At 37.6% G+C, this 15,409-nt stretch carries 16 protein-coding genes and 1 riboswitch; of the genes, 6 read left to right on the top strand and 10 right to left on the bottom strand.

Annotation, left to right across the window (positions count from 1 at the left end):
• Window positions 1–74 precede the first annotated feature (74 nt).
• The 4 genes from lysM to lipB form a co-directional block, all read right to left on the bottom strand.
• Window positions 75–536, bottom strand: coding sequence for a peptidoglycan-binding protein LysM (gene lysM / locus ACFSKV_RS18825; protein ID WP_380806377.1), 462 nt, complete (start codon window positions 534–536; stop codon window positions 75–77).
• 120 nt (window positions 537–656) lie between these two features.
• Complete coding sequence (locus ACFSKV_RS18820; RefSeq protein WP_380806374.1) at window positions 657–1,391, bottom strand: 3'-5' exonuclease; 735 nt, start codon at window positions 1,389–1,391, stop codon at window positions 657–659.
• 123 nt (window positions 1,392–1,514) lie between these two features.
• Window positions 1,515–1,916, bottom strand: a complete 402-nt coding sequence (locus ACFSKV_RS18815; RefSeq protein WP_380806372.1) for a hypothetical protein — start codon at window positions 1,914–1,916, stop codon at window positions 1,515–1,517.
• A gap of 172 nt (window positions 1,917–2,088) precedes the next feature.
• Window positions 2,089–2,808 (bottom strand): lipoyl(octanoyl) transferase LipB, encoded by a 720-nt coding sequence (gene lipB / locus ACFSKV_RS18810; RefSeq protein WP_380806370.1) that lies wholly within the window; start codon window positions 2,806–2,808, stop codon window positions 2,089–2,091.
• A 113-nt stretch (window positions 2,809–2,921) separates the two neighbouring features.
• Between lipB and ACFSKV_RS18805 the strand changes: the two genes are divergently transcribed.
• Together ACFSKV_RS18805 and ACFSKV_RS18800 are read left to right on the top strand one after the other, a co-directional pair.
• A complete protein-coding gene (locus ACFSKV_RS18805; protein WP_380806367.1) occupies window positions 2,922–3,278 on the top strand; it encodes a YraN family protein in 357 nt (118 codons plus the stop codon).
• A gap of 82 nt (window positions 3,279–3,360) precedes the next feature.
• Window positions 3,361–3,816 (top strand): hypothetical protein, encoded by a 456-nt coding sequence (locus ACFSKV_RS18800; protein WP_380806364.1) that lies wholly within the window; start codon window positions 3,361–3,363, stop codon window positions 3,814–3,816.
• A gap of 103 nt (window positions 3,817–3,919) precedes the next feature.
• On the opposite strand, the gene ACFSKV_RS18795 is transcribed toward ACFSKV_RS18800, so the two are convergent.
• The 5 genes from ACFSKV_RS18795 to ACFSKV_RS18775 form a co-directional block, all read right to left on the bottom strand.
• Window positions 3,920–4,891: a c-type cytochrome gene (locus ACFSKV_RS18795; RefSeq protein ID WP_380806362.1), complete on the bottom strand. Its 972-nt coding sequence runs from the start codon at window positions 4,889–4,891 to the stop codon at window positions 3,920–3,922.
• A 123-nt stretch (window positions 4,892–5,014) separates the two neighbouring features.
• A complete protein-coding gene (locus ACFSKV_RS18790; protein WP_380806359.1) occupies window positions 5,015–6,577 on the bottom strand; it encodes a tetratricopeptide repeat protein in 1,563 nt (520 codons plus the stop codon).
• A 120-nt stretch (window positions 6,578–6,697) separates the two neighbouring features.
• A complete protein-coding gene (locus ACFSKV_RS18785) occupies window positions 6,698–7,699 on the bottom strand; it encodes an ABC transporter ATP-binding protein (protein WP_380806357.1) in 1,002 nt (333 codons plus the stop codon).
• Window positions 7,699–8,730 (bottom strand): iron chelate uptake ABC transporter family permease subunit, encoded by a 1,032-nt coding sequence (locus tag ACFSKV_RS18780; protein WP_380806355.1) that lies wholly within the window; start codon window positions 8,728–8,730, stop codon window positions 7,699–7,701. Before ACFSKV_RS18780 ends, ACFSKV_RS18785 begins: the two co-directional genes overlap by 1 nt.
• On the bottom strand, window positions 8,720–9,874 hold the full coding sequence (locus ACFSKV_RS18775; protein ID WP_380806353.1) for an ABC transporter substrate-binding protein: 1,155 nt from the start codon (window positions 9,872–9,874) through the stop codon (window positions 8,720–8,722). The genes ACFSKV_RS18780 and ACFSKV_RS18775 overlap by 11 nt, the downstream gene beginning before the upstream one ends.
• Window positions 9,875–10,061: 187 nt before the next feature.
• Window positions 10,062–10,280, top strand: a riboswitch (cobalamin riboswitch).
• A 194-nt stretch (window positions 10,281–10,474) separates the two neighbouring features.
• On the opposite strand from ACFSKV_RS18775, the gene ACFSKV_RS18770 reads away from it, so the two are divergent.
• From ACFSKV_RS18770 to ACFSKV_RS18760, 3 genes are all read left to right on the top strand, one after another.
• Window positions 10,475–12,379 (top strand): TonB-dependent receptor, encoded by a 1,905-nt coding sequence (locus tag ACFSKV_RS18770; RefSeq protein ID WP_380806351.1) that lies wholly within the window; start codon window positions 10,475–10,477, stop codon window positions 12,377–12,379.
• On the top strand, window positions 12,376–13,428 hold the full coding sequence (locus ACFSKV_RS18765) for a YncE family protein (protein WP_380806347.1): 1,053 nt from the start codon (window positions 12,376–12,378) through the stop codon (window positions 13,426–13,428). Before ACFSKV_RS18770 ends, ACFSKV_RS18765 begins: the two co-directional genes overlap by 4 nt.
• A 156-nt stretch (window positions 13,429–13,584) precedes the next feature.
• Window positions 13,585–14,322, top strand: a complete 738-nt coding sequence (locus tag ACFSKV_RS18760; RefSeq protein WP_380806344.1) for an SDR family NAD(P)-dependent oxidoreductase — start codon at window positions 13,585–13,587, stop codon at window positions 14,320–14,322.
• Between the two features lie 302 nt (window positions 14,323–14,624).
• Here the strand turns inward: ACFSKV_RS18760 and ACFSKV_RS18755 are convergent, their stop codons facing one another.
• Window positions 14,625–15,119, bottom strand: a complete 495-nt coding sequence (locus ACFSKV_RS18755; protein WP_380806342.1) for a SixA phosphatase family protein — start codon at window positions 15,117–15,119, stop codon at window positions 14,625–14,627.
• A gap of 89 nt (window positions 15,120–15,208) precedes the next feature.
• On the opposite strand from ACFSKV_RS18755, the gene ACFSKV_RS18750 reads away from it, so the two are divergent.
• Complete coding sequence (locus ACFSKV_RS18750) at window positions 15,209–15,403, top strand: cold-shock protein (protein WP_380806340.1); 195 nt, start codon at window positions 15,209–15,211, stop codon at window positions 15,401–15,403.
• Window positions 15,404–15,409 lie beyond the last annotated feature (6 nt).

Here is a 15,409-nt window from a genome sequence, read left to right as displayed (position 1 = left end):
ATCGTTTGCTTGAAAAAGTGCTGATTTTGAATTGTCAATAAAAAAGCCCCGTAATTCCGGAGCTTTTCTTTTCCTTATGGTAGGGGTGGTATCCGTAATACCTGTCCTGGATAAATCTTATCAGGATGAGTCAGCATGGGTTTATTGGCCTCGAAAATGACATTATATTTGTTGGGGTCTCCATAAAACTTTTTCGAAATTTTGGAAAGGTTGTCCCCGCTCACTACTGTATGAAACTGGGCTTCAGGGGCAGGCTCCACAACTTCCATTTTGTTTTCGACTTGTTCTACTCCGTCGACATTTCCGATTGCCAGAACAATTTTTTCTGCCTGTTCCTGCTTATCAACCTCACCTTCAACAGTAACAAAATTATCCTTAACGCTGATTCGAAGTCTTTTAAAAGGTAGGTTCAGACCTTTTACATGTTCAAGAAGTGCGTTGGCCCTGATTACAGGAATTTCTTCTTTCGGTGCCTGCATTTCTTTTCCTCCGAAAATTTTGGCACCTGCTCCTTTGATAAATGAAAATATTCCCATTAGAATAAATATTTAGTTGTGGAAAATGAATATTCGTTACGTAAATCCAATTTAGTGAAAATGCGCTGAAATTGATAGCGGAATAGGGTATTGTAACCTCAATATTAAAATTGCTAGCTCCTATTCATCATCCTTATTAACAATATCTAACTCAATTTCCGGGGGTAGCCCTTGAAAAGCCAAATACACTTTTGCTGTAACCAAAACATCTCTTAAACAGTATTCCCGAATACTTTTGATATCATTTTTGAGATAATAGGTTTCATTGACCATGGATCCATCAATGTCTTCTTTAGAAGTCGGTATATCAAAAATGGAAGCCAATAACTCCAGTCGGGTATAGTGTTTATAATCTCCGAATTTCCACAACTCCAGAGTATCCAAATGCCTGATTTCCCAAGGTTTTTTCCCAGCTAATTGCAAGGGCTCAGGTAGGGGCAGCCTGTTGATAAGAATTCTCCTGCTCAAGTAAGGGAAATCAAATTCTTTTCCGTTGTGAGCACAGAGAACCCAAGGTTTCTTTTGAAGTAATTGCACAAAACCTTCCAAGGTATCGTATTCGCTATCTCCAAAAAAACTTTTGGTCCGGAACTCAAGATTTTCATTTTCAGCCACAAAATGGAAGTAACCTACACCTATGCAAATCACTTTGCCGAATTCTGCATAAATCCCTGCTTTTTGGAAAAATAGACTGCCTTCTTTTAATTTATCCTGCTCTTTTGGTCGGATATGCAGTTCTTTTTTAAGCCATTCCGCTTTCAGTCTTTCAGGTAAGTGGTTAAAATCCGACTCTAAAGAGGCAGTTTCAATGTCCAAAAAGAGTATGTTTTCCAGTTCAATTGAAGAAGTTGACATGGCAATTTATCCGATTTTATTTCATGCCCCATCAAATTTCAGGACAGTTAATTTCCTTAAGGATGAAGTTATCTTTTATGTCTAAATCTTCCAAACTTATGCTTTCTATTAAACGGATAACTTTTATGGACTTAAAATTCCCTCTAGACCCAATTCAGGGATCCATAGCAAATTTTCCTTTTTTACCATACCTGCTTTGAAAACAAACTTTTTATCGAAAATCTGATCAAGAATATAGTAACTCACCCAAAATTCATTGTTCAGTAAAAAAAGATCAGGATCAATAGGTTCAATTTTGGCGATGGATTCAGCACCGAGTTCCTGGATCATGTGTCTTAGAACGGAGGTTTTTTTCTCTTCTCCGTTTATGTTTCCGTAGCCCTTGGAAGTAATCATTACTGTATTGAGTTCAATCAGGTTGAGGTTAATGATATATACGCCCCATTCCTCCATGCCGTTTACCATCTCTTTTGCTATGGCCAGTTTTACCCCGGTGACTGGATGAAAATCAATATCTTTTTTCATTTTTTTTTGATGCTAATACCTAGATTCCAGAATTTGATTGATGGTTCTTATACCCATTTTATAAATATCTTAATATCAAAAATAACCCATAATATCTGCTCTAAACCCCTAAAAATGCTGATATTCCTATTCACCAATATTTCTACTTTATTTCAACCCTATTTGATTCAAGTCAATCCACCAGCTCCATCTCAAATAGGCGGGCTATGTTCATTTTAACTTTTTCTTTTACTTCATTTTCATCCACAGGCCTTCCCAGTTCCAGGTGCATTGAGGTTACTGCTTTGTCGGGAATTCCGCAGGGTACTATATTGTTAAAATACTCAATATTGGTATTGATGTTGAAAGCAAAGCCATGCATAGTGACCCATCTGCTTGATTTTACCCCCATGGCGCATATTTTTCTGGGATTTTTTTGTTCAACCGGGTCTAGCCATACCCCGGTTAGTCCATCTATTCTTCCGGCTTCAATACCATATTCAGCTAAAGTCAGGATGATGGCTTCTTCCAAAAGTCTAAGGTATTTATGGATATCTGTAAAAAAGTTTTCCAGATCAAGAATAGGATAGCCAACCAATTGGCCGGGACCATGATAGGTAATATCTCCTCCCCGGTTGATTTTATAGAAAGTAGCCTGCTTATCTGCTAGGCCCACCTCATCGAGTAAGAGATGGGATAATTCCCCGCTTTTTCCCAAAGTATACACATGTGGATGTTCAACAAAAAGTAAATAATTTTCTGTTACCAGCTGCTCTTCGGGGGCCAATTTCCTGTTTTGGATTTTCTTTTCTACAATTTGTGCAAAAAGTCCCTCTTGAAAATCCCAGGTTTCTTTGTAATCCTTTTGCCCTAGATCTAGAAATTTTACTTTTTTATTGATAACTTGATTCACGGTTTTTCTTTATTGCTTTGAAGGAACGCCTTTTTTTAAACTTTGGTTCTTTTTTTCGCAAAGAGAAGCTTTAAGTTTTTTATTCAATTTTTCAAAATTAAACAATAATTGTTATGGCAGAACATAATGAGAAAGGAAAGCAGGCGGAAGAATGGGCTAAAGATTGGCTCATAGGAAAAGGGTATGAATTTTTGGATGCCAATTACCGCTATAAACACGCAGAAATTGATCTGATATTTAAATTTAAAGGTTTATTGATATTTGTGGAGGTAAAATACCGGAGTGGGACAGGTTTTGGGTATGCAGAGGAATTTGTAGATTATACCAAAAGAAAGTTGATTGTGAAGGCGGCAGACCAATATATCCATGAAAAAGACTGGCATCATGACATTCGTTTTGATATAGTAGGAGTATATAAGGATAAGAATGGAAATGTTAATTTCAGACAGTTTGAAGATGCTTTTTATTAGGTTTTGCCAATGTCAGGGGAGCAACATCTGAAAATTAGGTAATAATTGAGTTTTCCTCTTACCTTTGGTTAAAATCCATTCCATGAAAAATATATTTACCAGCCTAATTTTGTTGGGGATACTTCTTTTTTCAATCAGTTGTAATTCCAATATTTTAGAGAAAAAAGCCAAGGCAGATGCTGAGTCGTTTTTAAACAATGTTGATTACCCTCAGGCTTTAATGAGACATCCTATGGTAGAGCCGGAAGACATCCCCAAGGCTTTAGCAGATCAGAATAAACTGAGAAATCTGGAGAATTTTAAAAATTCAATTTCGGAGATTTGCGGAAATTCCAGGGATTTTAGGCTAGTTGAAACTTATAGGAAGATAGGGGATGATGGAGAAAAGTTTATAGCATTGGAATATTCATTCTGTGATGAAATCATTGTTATTTTTGGATATAAACTAATAGGAAATGGGGTGAAGCTTTATAGTATCTGGCCTATGTCTAAGGAAGATAGGCCCAAGGATCTTTTTGGAAAGGAACAATCCTGGTAAGGGTTTAACGGTTAATTTCAAACAAGTAAAAACCATCTCCTGGCACATTTGGATTCTCTCCATATGAAAATAGAGGAGGACTGAAAAGTCCTCCTCTATTTTTTTAACTATTTGGCTTGAATTTTTCTACATAATTCTCTACAGGAGGTAGCGATTGAAGGTAAGCAAAAATTGCTTGAAGGTCAGCTTCTTTCATTCCTGCATACATGACCCAGGGCATGATGGTCTGCATATCTTCTGGCCCCACTTTTTCGGGAACATAGTGTTCTCCGTACATTTTGAATCTTTGTACAAACATATCACTGGTCCAATTGCCTAAGCCACTTTCATGGGGTGTAAGGTTAGGAGTTGTCAGAATTCCATTCGGAAGTGCAAATTCCCTTCCTCCGGCAAATGGTTCTCCTGTGTAACTTCCATTTTCAAATTTGGTATGGCAATCTCCACAAGCTGCGGCATTGACCATATATCCCCCATAAGCTACCTGATCAGAGGGGTCAGGTTTTTTTGTTAAAGAAGCCTCAGTGGGTATAGTCCTCAATATGAGGTTAAATGGAAAGTCAGCTTTGGACTGAGGACGAACAACTTCAACAGGTTCTAATGATCTTATGTAGGCAATAACTGCTTCAATATCATCAGCGTCGATTTTTCCATATTTTTCATATGGCATCACTGGAAAAATTGGAGTTCCATCTTTTCTCACCCCGGTGGTTATCAATCTGAAAAGTTCACCATCTGTCCAATCACCTATTCCAAATGGAGTGATATTGGGGGAAAAGAAAACACCCGGAAAGCCCATACTCTGATCAAACCTTTCACCACCGGTTGTTTCGGTACCCGGAACAGGCGGTCCGGAGAACAAGCTGAAATCCCTTTCTGAATGGCAGTCCACACACATCATGACGTGATAAGCCAGGTATTTCCCATGTTCCACTTTTTCAGGTGTAATTTCAACTTTAAGATCTTCCGGAGGAGGACCGACATTGGGAAGGGCAAAGGAAATGTAACTTATGGCTCCTACAACGATTACCAATATTGCAGTCACAATATAAGCTGATACTTTAAGAAACTTTTTCATAGGTTTGCTGGGGTATTAGAATTAATAATCTTACAAATTTCTAAATCATCTAACTTTTACTTATCACCCAATTGGGTGATTTTCTTATAGATTTTTTATTAAATGATGTGATGGGTGGATAAGTCAATAATTTTTTAATCTATGGACCAAATCAGTTCTGTTAAGAGCTTCTGTTTTTGAAAATATATTTTTAAGATGAGTTTTGACAGTGTTTTCACTGACAAACAGCTTTTCGGCTATTTCGTGGTTGGTAAATCCCTTTTCTACCAGTTCAATTATTTCCTTTTCCCGATTTGTTATAGGACTCAAAAGGTTTTGATTCACCTTTTCAAAGTCAATGCTTTTTCCATTTAATATTTGGATTAAGTCTTTAGGCTTGTTGTTCTTTCTCCATCTATTCAAATAGATAAAAAAAGAGGCAAGGGTAAGTATAAACAGCAGGGATAGAATTATAGTATTCCTTTTCTTTTTCAATTTTTCTTTGGACAAAGCCAGTTCCTGCATCTGAATACGTTTATCTTTTTCTAAGGCCTCATACTTTGCCTGCATTTCCTCAATCGCCCAATGTTTTTGTTCATTATTGATACTGTCATTGAGAATGTTATAAGACTTCCAATACTCCACTGCCCTTACCGGTTGGTTGAGAATTTCATAGGCCCTCGCCATTTCTCTGCTTACCAGTCTTTTTAATTCAAGTCTTTCTGAATTTTCCAGCATTTCATTTGCATTCAGTAATTTTTTCATGCCTTCCTCTGGATTTCCAGATCGGACTTCAATGATTCCCAAATAGGCCATTGCAGCAATTTTCTCATAAATCTTATCAGCTTTGAGCTGACCAAATCCCTCCGTAAAATATTTTTCAGCTTCATCCAAATGCTCGAGGTTATACAATGCCATTCCCCTGCCTATTTTGATTTCTGCCATATTTGGACTTTTTCCCTTGGTTTCGGATAACCTTTCAGCTTGGGAAAACTCCTCGAGACTTTTTTCAAATTTATTACTGTAGGAATAAAGTAAACCGAGATTATACCTCGAATTAATAATGCCTACTGTATCATTTTCCTGGATTTTTATTACCAGAGAACGTTCATAAATTTCCAATGCTTTTTTGAAGTTTCTTCTTTTGCGGTATATCACTCCGAGGTTATTTAAACTGTATGAAATTCCTTCCTGATATCCGATTTTTTCAGAAAGAAAAAGGGCTTCCTGATAATTGCTCATCGCTTCTGAAAAATTGCTTTGATAATAGAGATTTACTCCTAAGGCATTTTGCAATTTGGCCATGCTCAAGGTATCATGTTGGGCTTCTGCAAGATCAAATGCCTGTTTTAGTGTAGAAATTGAGGGCTCAAATCTGTCCATAAATTCTTCTGCCAATGCCATTTGGTAAAGATTCCAGATTTCGCCCTTAATGAATCCCAATTCTTTTGAAAGTTGGATTCCCAATTCGCTGAAATATAAAGCAGAATCCAAATTTTCCTCCAAGTAATAGTAGGCAAGGTCTCTATATATCCATACTCTATTGGTGTCTTTTTTGCTTTGGTTTATTTCTCTTCTTAACCTTTGAATCTCATCTTGCCCAAGTGCAGGTTGAAATACAGTATCAAAACCTATCAGAATAAAAATAAATATTGTAATAATGGTTTTTTGAATTTTATTATTTCTTGATAATCTGTCAATTTCCATTATTATAATTGGATTTTATTAATTTAAAAAAAGCAAAAAATTAGAAAGAAATTGTTCTTGAAACTGTATTTAAATAGAAAATTTACTTAAAATTTTGCGTATATCCAATTTACTGTTGGATTATTCTTTATTAGTTTTTAGAAAAATTAAAAAGGACTCAATTGAAAAAAAATGTCTGAAATTATCCCCATTTTTCCATTCTATTATAAAAGGTTCTTCCTTTATTTTGATGCGGATATCTTTTTGAAATGGTAAAAGATTTCTTTTTCTCAATGCCAAAGTAAGCCATTGGGTCAAAGGGTTGGATTCTTCCATTTCCAATTCTTTTGATTCATGTAAAGCCTGAACTTTTCCACTGATCTTGTTAAATTTTAGGTTTTCAGTTGGTAACAAAATATCCAGTTGCTGACGAATTATAAGATCTTCCGGAAGGCCGGTGATTAAGGGAAGTCCGCATTGCATCAACCAGAATTCATCAGCGGTTTCAATGGCTATTTCCAGGTCATGGGTTGTTACCAGCACAGCCTTATTTTCCTCTTTGGAGATTTTTCTTAGCAGGTGCATGATTTCAAATCGGTTGACCAGATCAAGATGGGCAGTAGGCTCATCCAAAATGAGTATCTCTCCATCTTGGGCCAGCGCCCTCGAAATCATGGCTTTTTGCAATTGCCCATCACTGAGTTCACTGAGTGGGGTATCAACAAGGTATTGGATATTTGTCGCTTCAATGGCTTTTCTGACTTTCATTTCATCGTTTTCTGAAAGTTTACCCAGCCATCCGGTATGGGGAATTCTCCCTAGTTCAACCAATTGCCTTACCGTCAATGTTCCTGTCCTTATTTTTTCAGTTAAGACTACAGCGATTTTTTGAGAAATTTCTTTGATCCCATACTCCTTGATTTCTTTGCCATTCAGTATGATTTTGCCTGTGATGGGGGGAAGTTGGCATAAAATGGTTTTTATCAAAGTGGATTTTCCCACTCCATTGGGACCCAAAAGACAAGTGAGTTTCCCTCTTTCTAGATGAAAGCTGATATTTTCTGCTATATTTTTTGATGTTCTGCCTTTTTGATAGCCTAAAGTCAGATCCGCTGCAGTTAATATCAAGTCCTTGTTAACCATCAAAATTCCTTGGAGAAGTTTCTACGTAAAATTAACCAAATCACCATGGGTGCACCTATTAAGGAAGTGACCGCATTAATCGGTAAAGTTTGTGGACTTCCTGGCAATTGGCTTATGCCATCGCAAAATAGCAAAATAATGGCCCCGGTTAATGCCGATGCAGGAAGCAATACTTTATGGTCTCCGGTTCTGAAAACTAATCGGGCCATATGGGGAACTGCGATCCCAATAAAGGCTATGGGCCCGCAAAAAGCGGTGGCACTTCCTGCTAATATTCCTGTACTAAATATCATTCCCCATCTCAGTTTTTTGATATTTACGCCCATACTTTCCGCGTATGCCTCTCCCAGTAACATGGCATTGTATGATTTTAGCATCCAAAGGACAGGAATTAAACCCAGTATTGTTGCCAGAATAAATCCTTTGAGTTGGGTAAAAGAAGTTCCCCCTAAACTACCCATAGACCACAACGTGAATAATTTAAGCTGTTCGGCTTCTGAAAAATAAGCCAAAACTGATATTACAGCCGATACTGCTGAACCAAACATTAAACCAATAATTAGCAGGGTCATACTGTCTCTTACTTTCCAAGCAGTAAGGCTCATCAACAATAAGACCAAAATTGCTCCTAAACTTGCAGCAATAATAATAGCCCAAATACCCCATGCACCATTATAAATGACCCATCCAAATGCAGAACCTGCCATCAAGAGAAGCGCAACGCCTAATCCGGCTCCTGAACTGATCCCCAATACATAAGGACCTGCCAATGGATTCCTGAAGAATGTTTGCATCTGTAATCCACTCACAGAGAGAGCTATACCTGCAAAAATAGCTGTGATTGCTTTTGGCATGCGGTAATCCATGATAATGATTTCCCATGAAGGTCTAGAAAACCCTTTTCCAAATAGCCTGTTCAATATTTCAGGGAATGGGATAGATACTGAGCCAATGGAAAGATTTGCCCAAAAAATGAGTAGACAAAGTACCGACCCAAAGACAAATAAGAGATATGTTGGCCTATTTTTCATCCAGTTTAGTGTAAAAATAGGGTTTATACCCGGGTAATAAATCCGGATACATTATTTTGATCAAATCTTTTAAAATCAAATCAGGCCTCAAATAACCCAATTCAAAATATTCCACTCCTCCGGTCTCCCCCTTCTTATGGGTATAAGTATAAACCTGGTTCAATTGGAAGGCCTTGAAATGTGAATATCTTGAATCGGTATTTTTCATTTCTTCAAGATTATTGAAATCTGCTGCCCCGATCCAAAAGTCAGCATCTTGAGCTTTTTCCAATACATATTCATAACTCAATTGGGCACTTCCTGTTCCTTTTTGTTCTTCGAAAATGTAATTCCCACCTGCTGCATTGATCAAATGGGCGCCCCAACTGTCAGCTCCAGGTACATACCAGATATCTTTATACATTACTCCGGATAAGATGCTTGGTTTGGAAAGCTGTTGAGATTCAATCAAGCCGGTTGCCTGTTCATAATCTGATCTGATTTTATCAAAAACGGCACATGCCTTATCCCATTTACCCAAAAGTGCCCCTGTGAACTTTATCCATTCTGCGCGTCCTAAAGGGTGTTGCTCCATATACTCACCATTGATAAGGGCGGGAAATCCGGACTGTTGAAATAACTCCAAATTTTGGAGATCATCTCCTAAAGTGGAAATCATTATCCAGTCAGGGTCCAGGTCTATGATCATTTCGAAATTGGCTTGAGGTCCTGATCCCAAATCTGTTACTTTGCCATCACCTATCCTTTTTCGGACAGATTGGGAGGATATGAGCTCAAGGTTTGGGAAACCAATCAATGCAGCTTCTGAATCCAAATACTCAAGGTGGGGAATTTGGGTAGTGGATGTCATCACAACCCTTGAAACAGGGATTTGGACAATTGCATCAAATTCAATTTCCTCCAGATTAAGGTCTGTATTTTCCTTTACCAAGTACCTGAAAGGGGAGTGGGTACCTGGAAAAGCTTTGATTACTTTTATGATTTTATATCCATTACCCTGATACACTTCAAAGCCCTCTGCAAAATCCAAGGGCAATTTTTCAAGATCAAGTTCATTTTGTTCATGAGGTCTTTTGCATGAGAAATGATGAAGGGTTAAAAGAAAAAATAAGATAAATCTTGTTCCTGTTTTGCTTACCCTCATGTTTACTTTCTGATTAACGCCCAAATATACTAAGGCAAATTTAAATGAGAAGATATTCTATCATTGTAGACATGGAGCGGTTGACTTTTATTAATTGGGAAGTAATCATTTTCCTTGTTGTTCCCGGGATTCATAAATCAATAATAAAAATCAAGGCTCGAAACTGCTTCTTTCAAGAATTTTGATAAGTTTGTAACTGAAAATAGGTTCCCGAACCTGAATCAGGCTCTCGGGATTAAAAGGGAATCCGGTGAAATACCGGAGCTGTCCCCGCAACTGTAACCCCATCCCGATTGTTATCGGGATAGTGACTTACTTTCCTCCATGCCATTGTTCCGAATACTCGGAATGAGAAGGCCGGTAAGTACAGGGAAGCCAGGAGACCTGCCTTTTTCTCCATATTCAAAGCTTTCGGGTGAAAGGCTGAGGTAATATTCTGGAAGAATCTGTCTTTTTCGTTTGGAAGTCCCATTTGGATTACAGATCCCCGTTTTATTCTATCTCAAAAGTTTGCACGAAATGACTTTGGATTAAATAAGTGGTTCACTTTGTTTAATTCTAGAGGCATTGGTTGTTTGGTTATTAGTGTTATTTCAAGGGATGTTTCCCCAGGAAATGGATGTTTTCCAGGGGGTAAGAACTGAAAAAGAAAGTCCCTCTATTGCTGATTCTTACCTGCAAACATTTGCAGAGGGAGATACCTTAGTCTTAAAGGAGGTTGAAGTATTTTCAGCTCCCCTCACTAAATACAGTTTTGGACATCAGATCAAAAGCATCCATTTTGGAGAATTTACAGAGTTTCAGGGCATGGCCTTGTCCGACTTTCTGCAACAAAGGACAGGTTTGTTTCTCAGGCAATATGGGCCAGGAATGCTGGCTTCCCTTACCATGAGAGGAACTTCAGCGGGTCATAATGCCGTTTTTTGGAACGGATTACCTATTAATAGCCCATCCCTGGGACAGACTGATTTTTCAGTTTTACCCATTGGTGGATTTGATGAACTATTTCTGCATTTTGGAAGTGGGGGAGCACTTTATGGAACTGATGCTATTGGAGGTACGATCCATTTAAATTCGAGATTGAAATTCGATCAAGGTCATCAATTCCAGTTTGCTACATTATTGGGAAGCTTTGGTAAATGGAATCAACAAGCCCAATATGGTTTCTCCAATAGGAAAACTGCCACAAGAACACGGGTTTATAAGAATATTGCTGAAAATAATTTTCCTTTTAAAAACCTCTCCAAACCAGGTACACCTATTGAAATACAGGAAAATGCAGCTGTCCAACAACTTGGATTATCCCAGGATTTTGCTTTCCAACTTTCCGACGATCAACTTTTGAGTAGTGCGTTTTGGTTCAATCAGACCGAAAGGGAAATCCAACCAATTATCGGTTCCAATACTTTGGATGAGCAACTGGATAGAAATTTACGCTGGGTAGTGGATTATTTTAGATTCCATGAACAAAAGACATGGAATTTCAAAACAGGACTAATTAATGACCTGCTTTCCTTCAATTGCATTCAAAACATGACTTCACAATTTTTCCTAATTGCTGATCTGGATTGGGAAATTTCATCTTTACTTTCTTCTAAATCAGGGATAAGGTACACGGATATTCAAGCAAGGCTCAGTAATTATAATGCAAAAGAAAAAAGATTGGAATTGTATCAAAGTACCAATCTGAGAATCCAAGATAACTTAAAATTTTCTCTAAATCTCCGCCAATTTATATATGATGGAAATTTTGCTCCTTTTACGCCCAGTTTAGGAGCCGAATGGAGACTTATCTCGGGTAGAAAAAATGAAATCAAGCTAAAAACAACAGGTGCAAGGAGTTTTAAAATTCCAACACTTAACGATAGGTATTGGGAGCCAGGGGGAAACCCTGAACTTTTACCTGAATCTTCCTGGAGTGCAGAGTTTGGAGTTTCACATGACTTGAAACAAAAGAATTTTAGGTTCAATCAAAATCTGACCTATTATAACATGTGGGTTGAAAATTGGATCATTTGGCTTCCTCAAGGAAGCTTCTGGTCCCCGGATAATATCAGGGAGGTAAAGAATGACGGTTTAGAGTATTTTTTTGATTTTGACTACAATTTTGGTCTTTGGTCTTTTGAGTTGCAGGGAAATTACAATTTGACCAGAGCTATCAATCAAACCGATATTTCCGAAAATGACCGTAGTTCGGGTAGACAATTACCTTATACCCCGGCACATAAAGCTCAGGGCCTTTTTGGAATTAATAGAGGGATTTGGAATACCTATCTCAATTATCAGTTTACAGGAAACAGATATGTAGGAACTGATAACATGGATTTTTTACCCGCATACCAACTTTGGGATTGTGGAATAAAGGTAGGTGAGCTGAAAAATTCGTGGATTAGGGGAAGTATTGGCTTTCAGGTAAACAATATCATGGATACTTCTTATCAGATCCTACGCTTAAGGGCAATGCCTGGGAGAAATTATCAAATCAATATACACATCTCATTATGAAAAATATCAAAACCATAGTCTTAGGGATTTTTTTCCTGTTTGGCCTTTTTTCTTGTTTGGATGAATCCGATCAGATTTCCAGGGCAAAATTTGAAGGAGGGGTTTTTATTATGAATGAAGGTGCTTTTGGCTCGAATGATGGAGAAGTATATTACTATTCTCCCAATTCAGGGGAAATCAAAAGCAATATTTTTGAAGCAACGAATGGTAGACCTTTTGCCGGCCTGATTCAGGATTTGGTGTTAAGTGAAGAGAAACTTTATTTAGTGGCCAATACCGGGAAAGTAGAAATAGTTGACCCAATTGATTTCAGCAGTATTGGAACAGTGATCGATGGCTTGGATATTACCAGGTCTTTGGTGACTGCCAATCAAAAAATATTTATTTCAGATTGGGGACCCTATGATGATAATTTCAATAGTCCCAATTCTTATATAGCTGTAGTAAATAACTTAAATGGTGGAATAATTTCCAAAAAGATCCAAGTGTCAAGCCGGCCCGAGAAGATGTTTGTTTCAGACAATAAAATTTTTGTTGGAACTACTTCAGGGAAAAAACTTGAAGTGATTTCCTTGGACGCTGAGTCAGTGATTTTTTCAAAGGATGTGGAAGGGGTACCTGATGGATTTTTTGAGTTGGGAGGCAACTTATATTTATATGCCTATGATGAGGCCAATGTTTATTTCCATCTCTTGGACAGAATTTCAGGAAATATTGAAAATACCTACACTTTGCCCTTGAAAAATGCAACCTCTAAGTTTATTTTAACGGAAGGAGGGGAAATGCTGATTATAACTTCTACTGGCTGGCCCGATTATAAGGATGCTATAGCAAGGGTTTCCCTTTCCAACAGACAGGTTATCACCGAATCGCTGTACACTGGTTCAGGTTTTTATGGAATAGGATACCATCCAGAGTTGAAAGAAATTTATGTTGGGGATAATAATGGATTCCAGGGCAATGGAACTGTCATTGTTTTGGATCAAAATGGGCAGCAATTGAAGACTATAGCAGTAGGAAGGGGTCCTTCTGGATTTTTGGTTAAATAAGAATGGTTTAATTCCTATTTTGGAAATGGGATTTTCTGTTTAAAAATCAACCGAAAATGATTTGCTGTATTAGATTGGACTTATTTTACCATTTCAAGGAATTTTGTTAAAACCATCCTAGCACTTAGATTAGCTGTCAAACAGAACACCAACACAATGCCAAATAATGAATTATTTATCATAACAGGTTCAAGTAAAGGAATTGGAAAGGCCTTGGTTGACCAATTACTGGAAGATCCTGGGAATCAGGTTATAGGAATCGCGCGTTCACCTCAGTCATTGGTGCATCCAAAATTTAAAGGCATGGCTTTGGATTTAACAAATTTGCAGATTGTTTTGGGTAAACTGGATGAAATGATGCCGACAAGTGATTTTGGTAAGATTGTGCTAGTAAATAATGCAGGAATGTTAGGTCCTATTGACCATTTGGGTAAACTTGATCCAAAAAAGATCGAAGAGGTATTTATGTTAAATACCATAATGCCTGCAGTTTTGATGAATGCATTTATTCATAAATATGGCAGCAAAAAGGATATAGATCGTTTGATCGTCAACATAAGTTCTGGGGCTGCAAAAAAAGCAATTGATGGTTGGGCTTGCTATTCTGCTTCTAAATCGGCCCTTAATATGTTGAGCGAGACTGCAGCAGTGGAGGCAGGATTGGATCAAACCGGTATACGGATCTTTTCAGTAGCTCCTGGGGTGGTAGATACTTCCATGCAGGCTGAAATCCGGTTAGCAGATAGAAGAGCTTTTTCTTCGCTTAGTAAGTTTGTGGGTTTGAAAGAAAATGATGAACTCAGTCCACCGAAATTTACAGCAGAGAAACTTTTGGAACTCATAAAAAATCCAGGAAGATTTGAAGCGGTCCAACAAGATGTCAGGGAGTATTGAAATTTTCCAAATATCCTTACTTTTAAATATCCCAAACCCCTTAGTCATTTAGTCACTCAGTCCCCAAGTCACTCAGGTACCATTGACAGAAACAAGAGCCACGTCACCCTGAACTTGGTGAAGGGTATCTTTCTTCGAAGATTATGGGATCTTTCGCCTTCGTACCTCCGGCTCAAGTTGACGTAGGAAATCATATCCTTTCTGTAAATGTCAAATTTTAATGGCAGAGTGACAAAATCTTAGATGATCCATTTTTTTGGGATCAATTCTAAAAATTAGAAACATAACCTTTCTTTAAAAGGTCAATCATCCTTTTTCTTTGGATAATCGAAAAACCAAACTTTTGCTTTTTTAGGTCCGATTTCCTCCCAATCCTTGATGTCTATCTTAAATCCAAACTGACCCGCCGTGGGTAAATTGTCAATTTCACCGCCTAGTTTATCAATAATATCATTGAATCCGGGGTTATGCCCAAATACAAGTAATGTGTCCACGGAATTTTTGGTTTTCTTGATTTCAGAAAGGATACTATTGGCTGAGGCCATATACAGATTTTCGGTAAATTTTATTTTGTCTTTGTTGAAATGTAAGGCTTCAGCTATGATAAGAGCGGTGGTTTTCGCTCTTTCGGCATCTGAAGAAATAATGGCATCGACATTGATATCTCTTTTCTTTAACCTGTTTGCCATGCGAGGTGCATCCCTTAATCCACGGTCTGCCAGAGGCCTTTTATGATCATTTAAATAAGGATCATCCCATGAGGATTTAGCATGCCGCATAAATATTAACTTTTTCATTTTTCTAATTTAGCAAAATTATTTTTTGTTTTTTCAACAAGTATATTTACATTTAAACTACATTTAACCACATAATTTTAATATTTATCATGCTTACCGGAACAGTAAAGTTTTACAATGACGCTAAGGGATTCGGCTTTATTGTCGATGATGTATCCCAAAGTGATGTGTTTGTCCATGCCACGGGGCTGGTTGACAAAGTTGCACAGAATGACAAAGTAACCTACGATGTAAAAGAAGGCAAAAAAGGTCCTAATGCTATAAATGTTAAAAAGTTACAGTAAATAGTA

The sequence above is a fragment of the Shivajiella indica genome, from assembly GCF_042683085.1.
GTDB classification, from domain to species: Bacteria; Bacteroidota; Bacteroidia; order Cytophagales; family Cyclobacteriaceae; genus Shivajiella; species Shivajiella indica.
Note: the sequence above shows the minus strand (reverse complement) of the source record. Positions and strands in the feature narration are given on the sequence as shown.

Bases quoted from the DNA above. Each gene is read 5' to 3' on its own strand.
- lysM (WP_380806377.1), bottom strand. From the start codon at position 536: ATGGGAATATTTTCATTTATCAAAGGAGCAGGTGCCAAAATTTTCGGA.
- ACFSKV_RS18760 (WP_380806344.1), top strand. From the start codon at position 13,585: ATGCCAAATAATGAATTATTTATCATAACAGGTTCAAGTAAAGGAATT.
- ACFSKV_RS18795 (WP_380806362.1), bottom strand. From the start codon at position 4,891: ATGAAAAAGTTTCTTAAAGTATCAGCTTATATTGTGACTGCAATATTG.
- ACFSKV_RS18785 (WP_380806357.1), bottom strand. From the start codon at position 7,699: ATGGTTAACAAGGACTTGATATTAACTGCAGCGGATCTGACTTTAGGC.
- ACFSKV_RS18780 (WP_380806355.1), bottom strand. From the start codon at position 8,730: ATGAAAAATAGGCCAACATATCTCTTATTTGTCTTTGGGTCGGTACTT.
- ACFSKV_RS18790 (WP_380806359.1), bottom strand. From the start codon at position 6,577: ATGGAAATTGACAGATTATCAAGAAATAATAAAATTCAAAAAACCATT.
- ACFSKV_RS18770 (WP_380806351.1), top strand. From the start codon at position 10,475: ATGTTTCCCCAGGAAATGGATGTTTTCCAGGGGGTAAGAACTGAAAAA.
- ACFSKV_RS18765 (WP_380806347.1), top strand. From the start codon at position 12,376: ATGAAAAATATCAAAACCATAGTCTTAGGGATTTTTTTCCTGTTTGGC.
- ACFSKV_RS18800 (WP_380806364.1), top strand. From the start codon at position 3,361: ATGAAAAATATATTTACCAGCCTAATTTTGTTGGGGATACTTCTTTTT.
- ACFSKV_RS18820 (WP_380806374.1), bottom strand. From the start codon at position 1,391: ATGTCAACTTCTTCAATTGAACTGGAAAACATACTCTTTTTGGACATT.
- ACFSKV_RS18805 (WP_380806367.1), top strand. From the start codon at position 2,922: ATGGCAGAACATAATGAGAAAGGAAAGCAGGCGGAAGAATGGGCTAAA.
- ACFSKV_RS18815 (WP_380806372.1), bottom strand. From the start codon at position 1,916: ATGAAAAAAGATATTGATTTTCATCCAGTCACCGGGGTAAAACTGGCC.
- ACFSKV_RS18775 (WP_380806353.1), bottom strand. From the start codon at position 9,874: ATGAGGGTAAGCAAAACAGGAACAAGATTTATCTTATTTTTTCTTTTA.
- ACFSKV_RS18755 (WP_380806342.1), bottom strand. From the start codon at position 15,119: ATGAAAAAGTTAATATTTATGCGGCATGCTAAATCCTCATGGGATGAT.
- ACFSKV_RS18750 (WP_380806340.1), top strand. From the start codon at position 15,209: ATGCTTACCGGAACAGTAAAGTTTTACAATGACGCTAAGGGATTCGGC.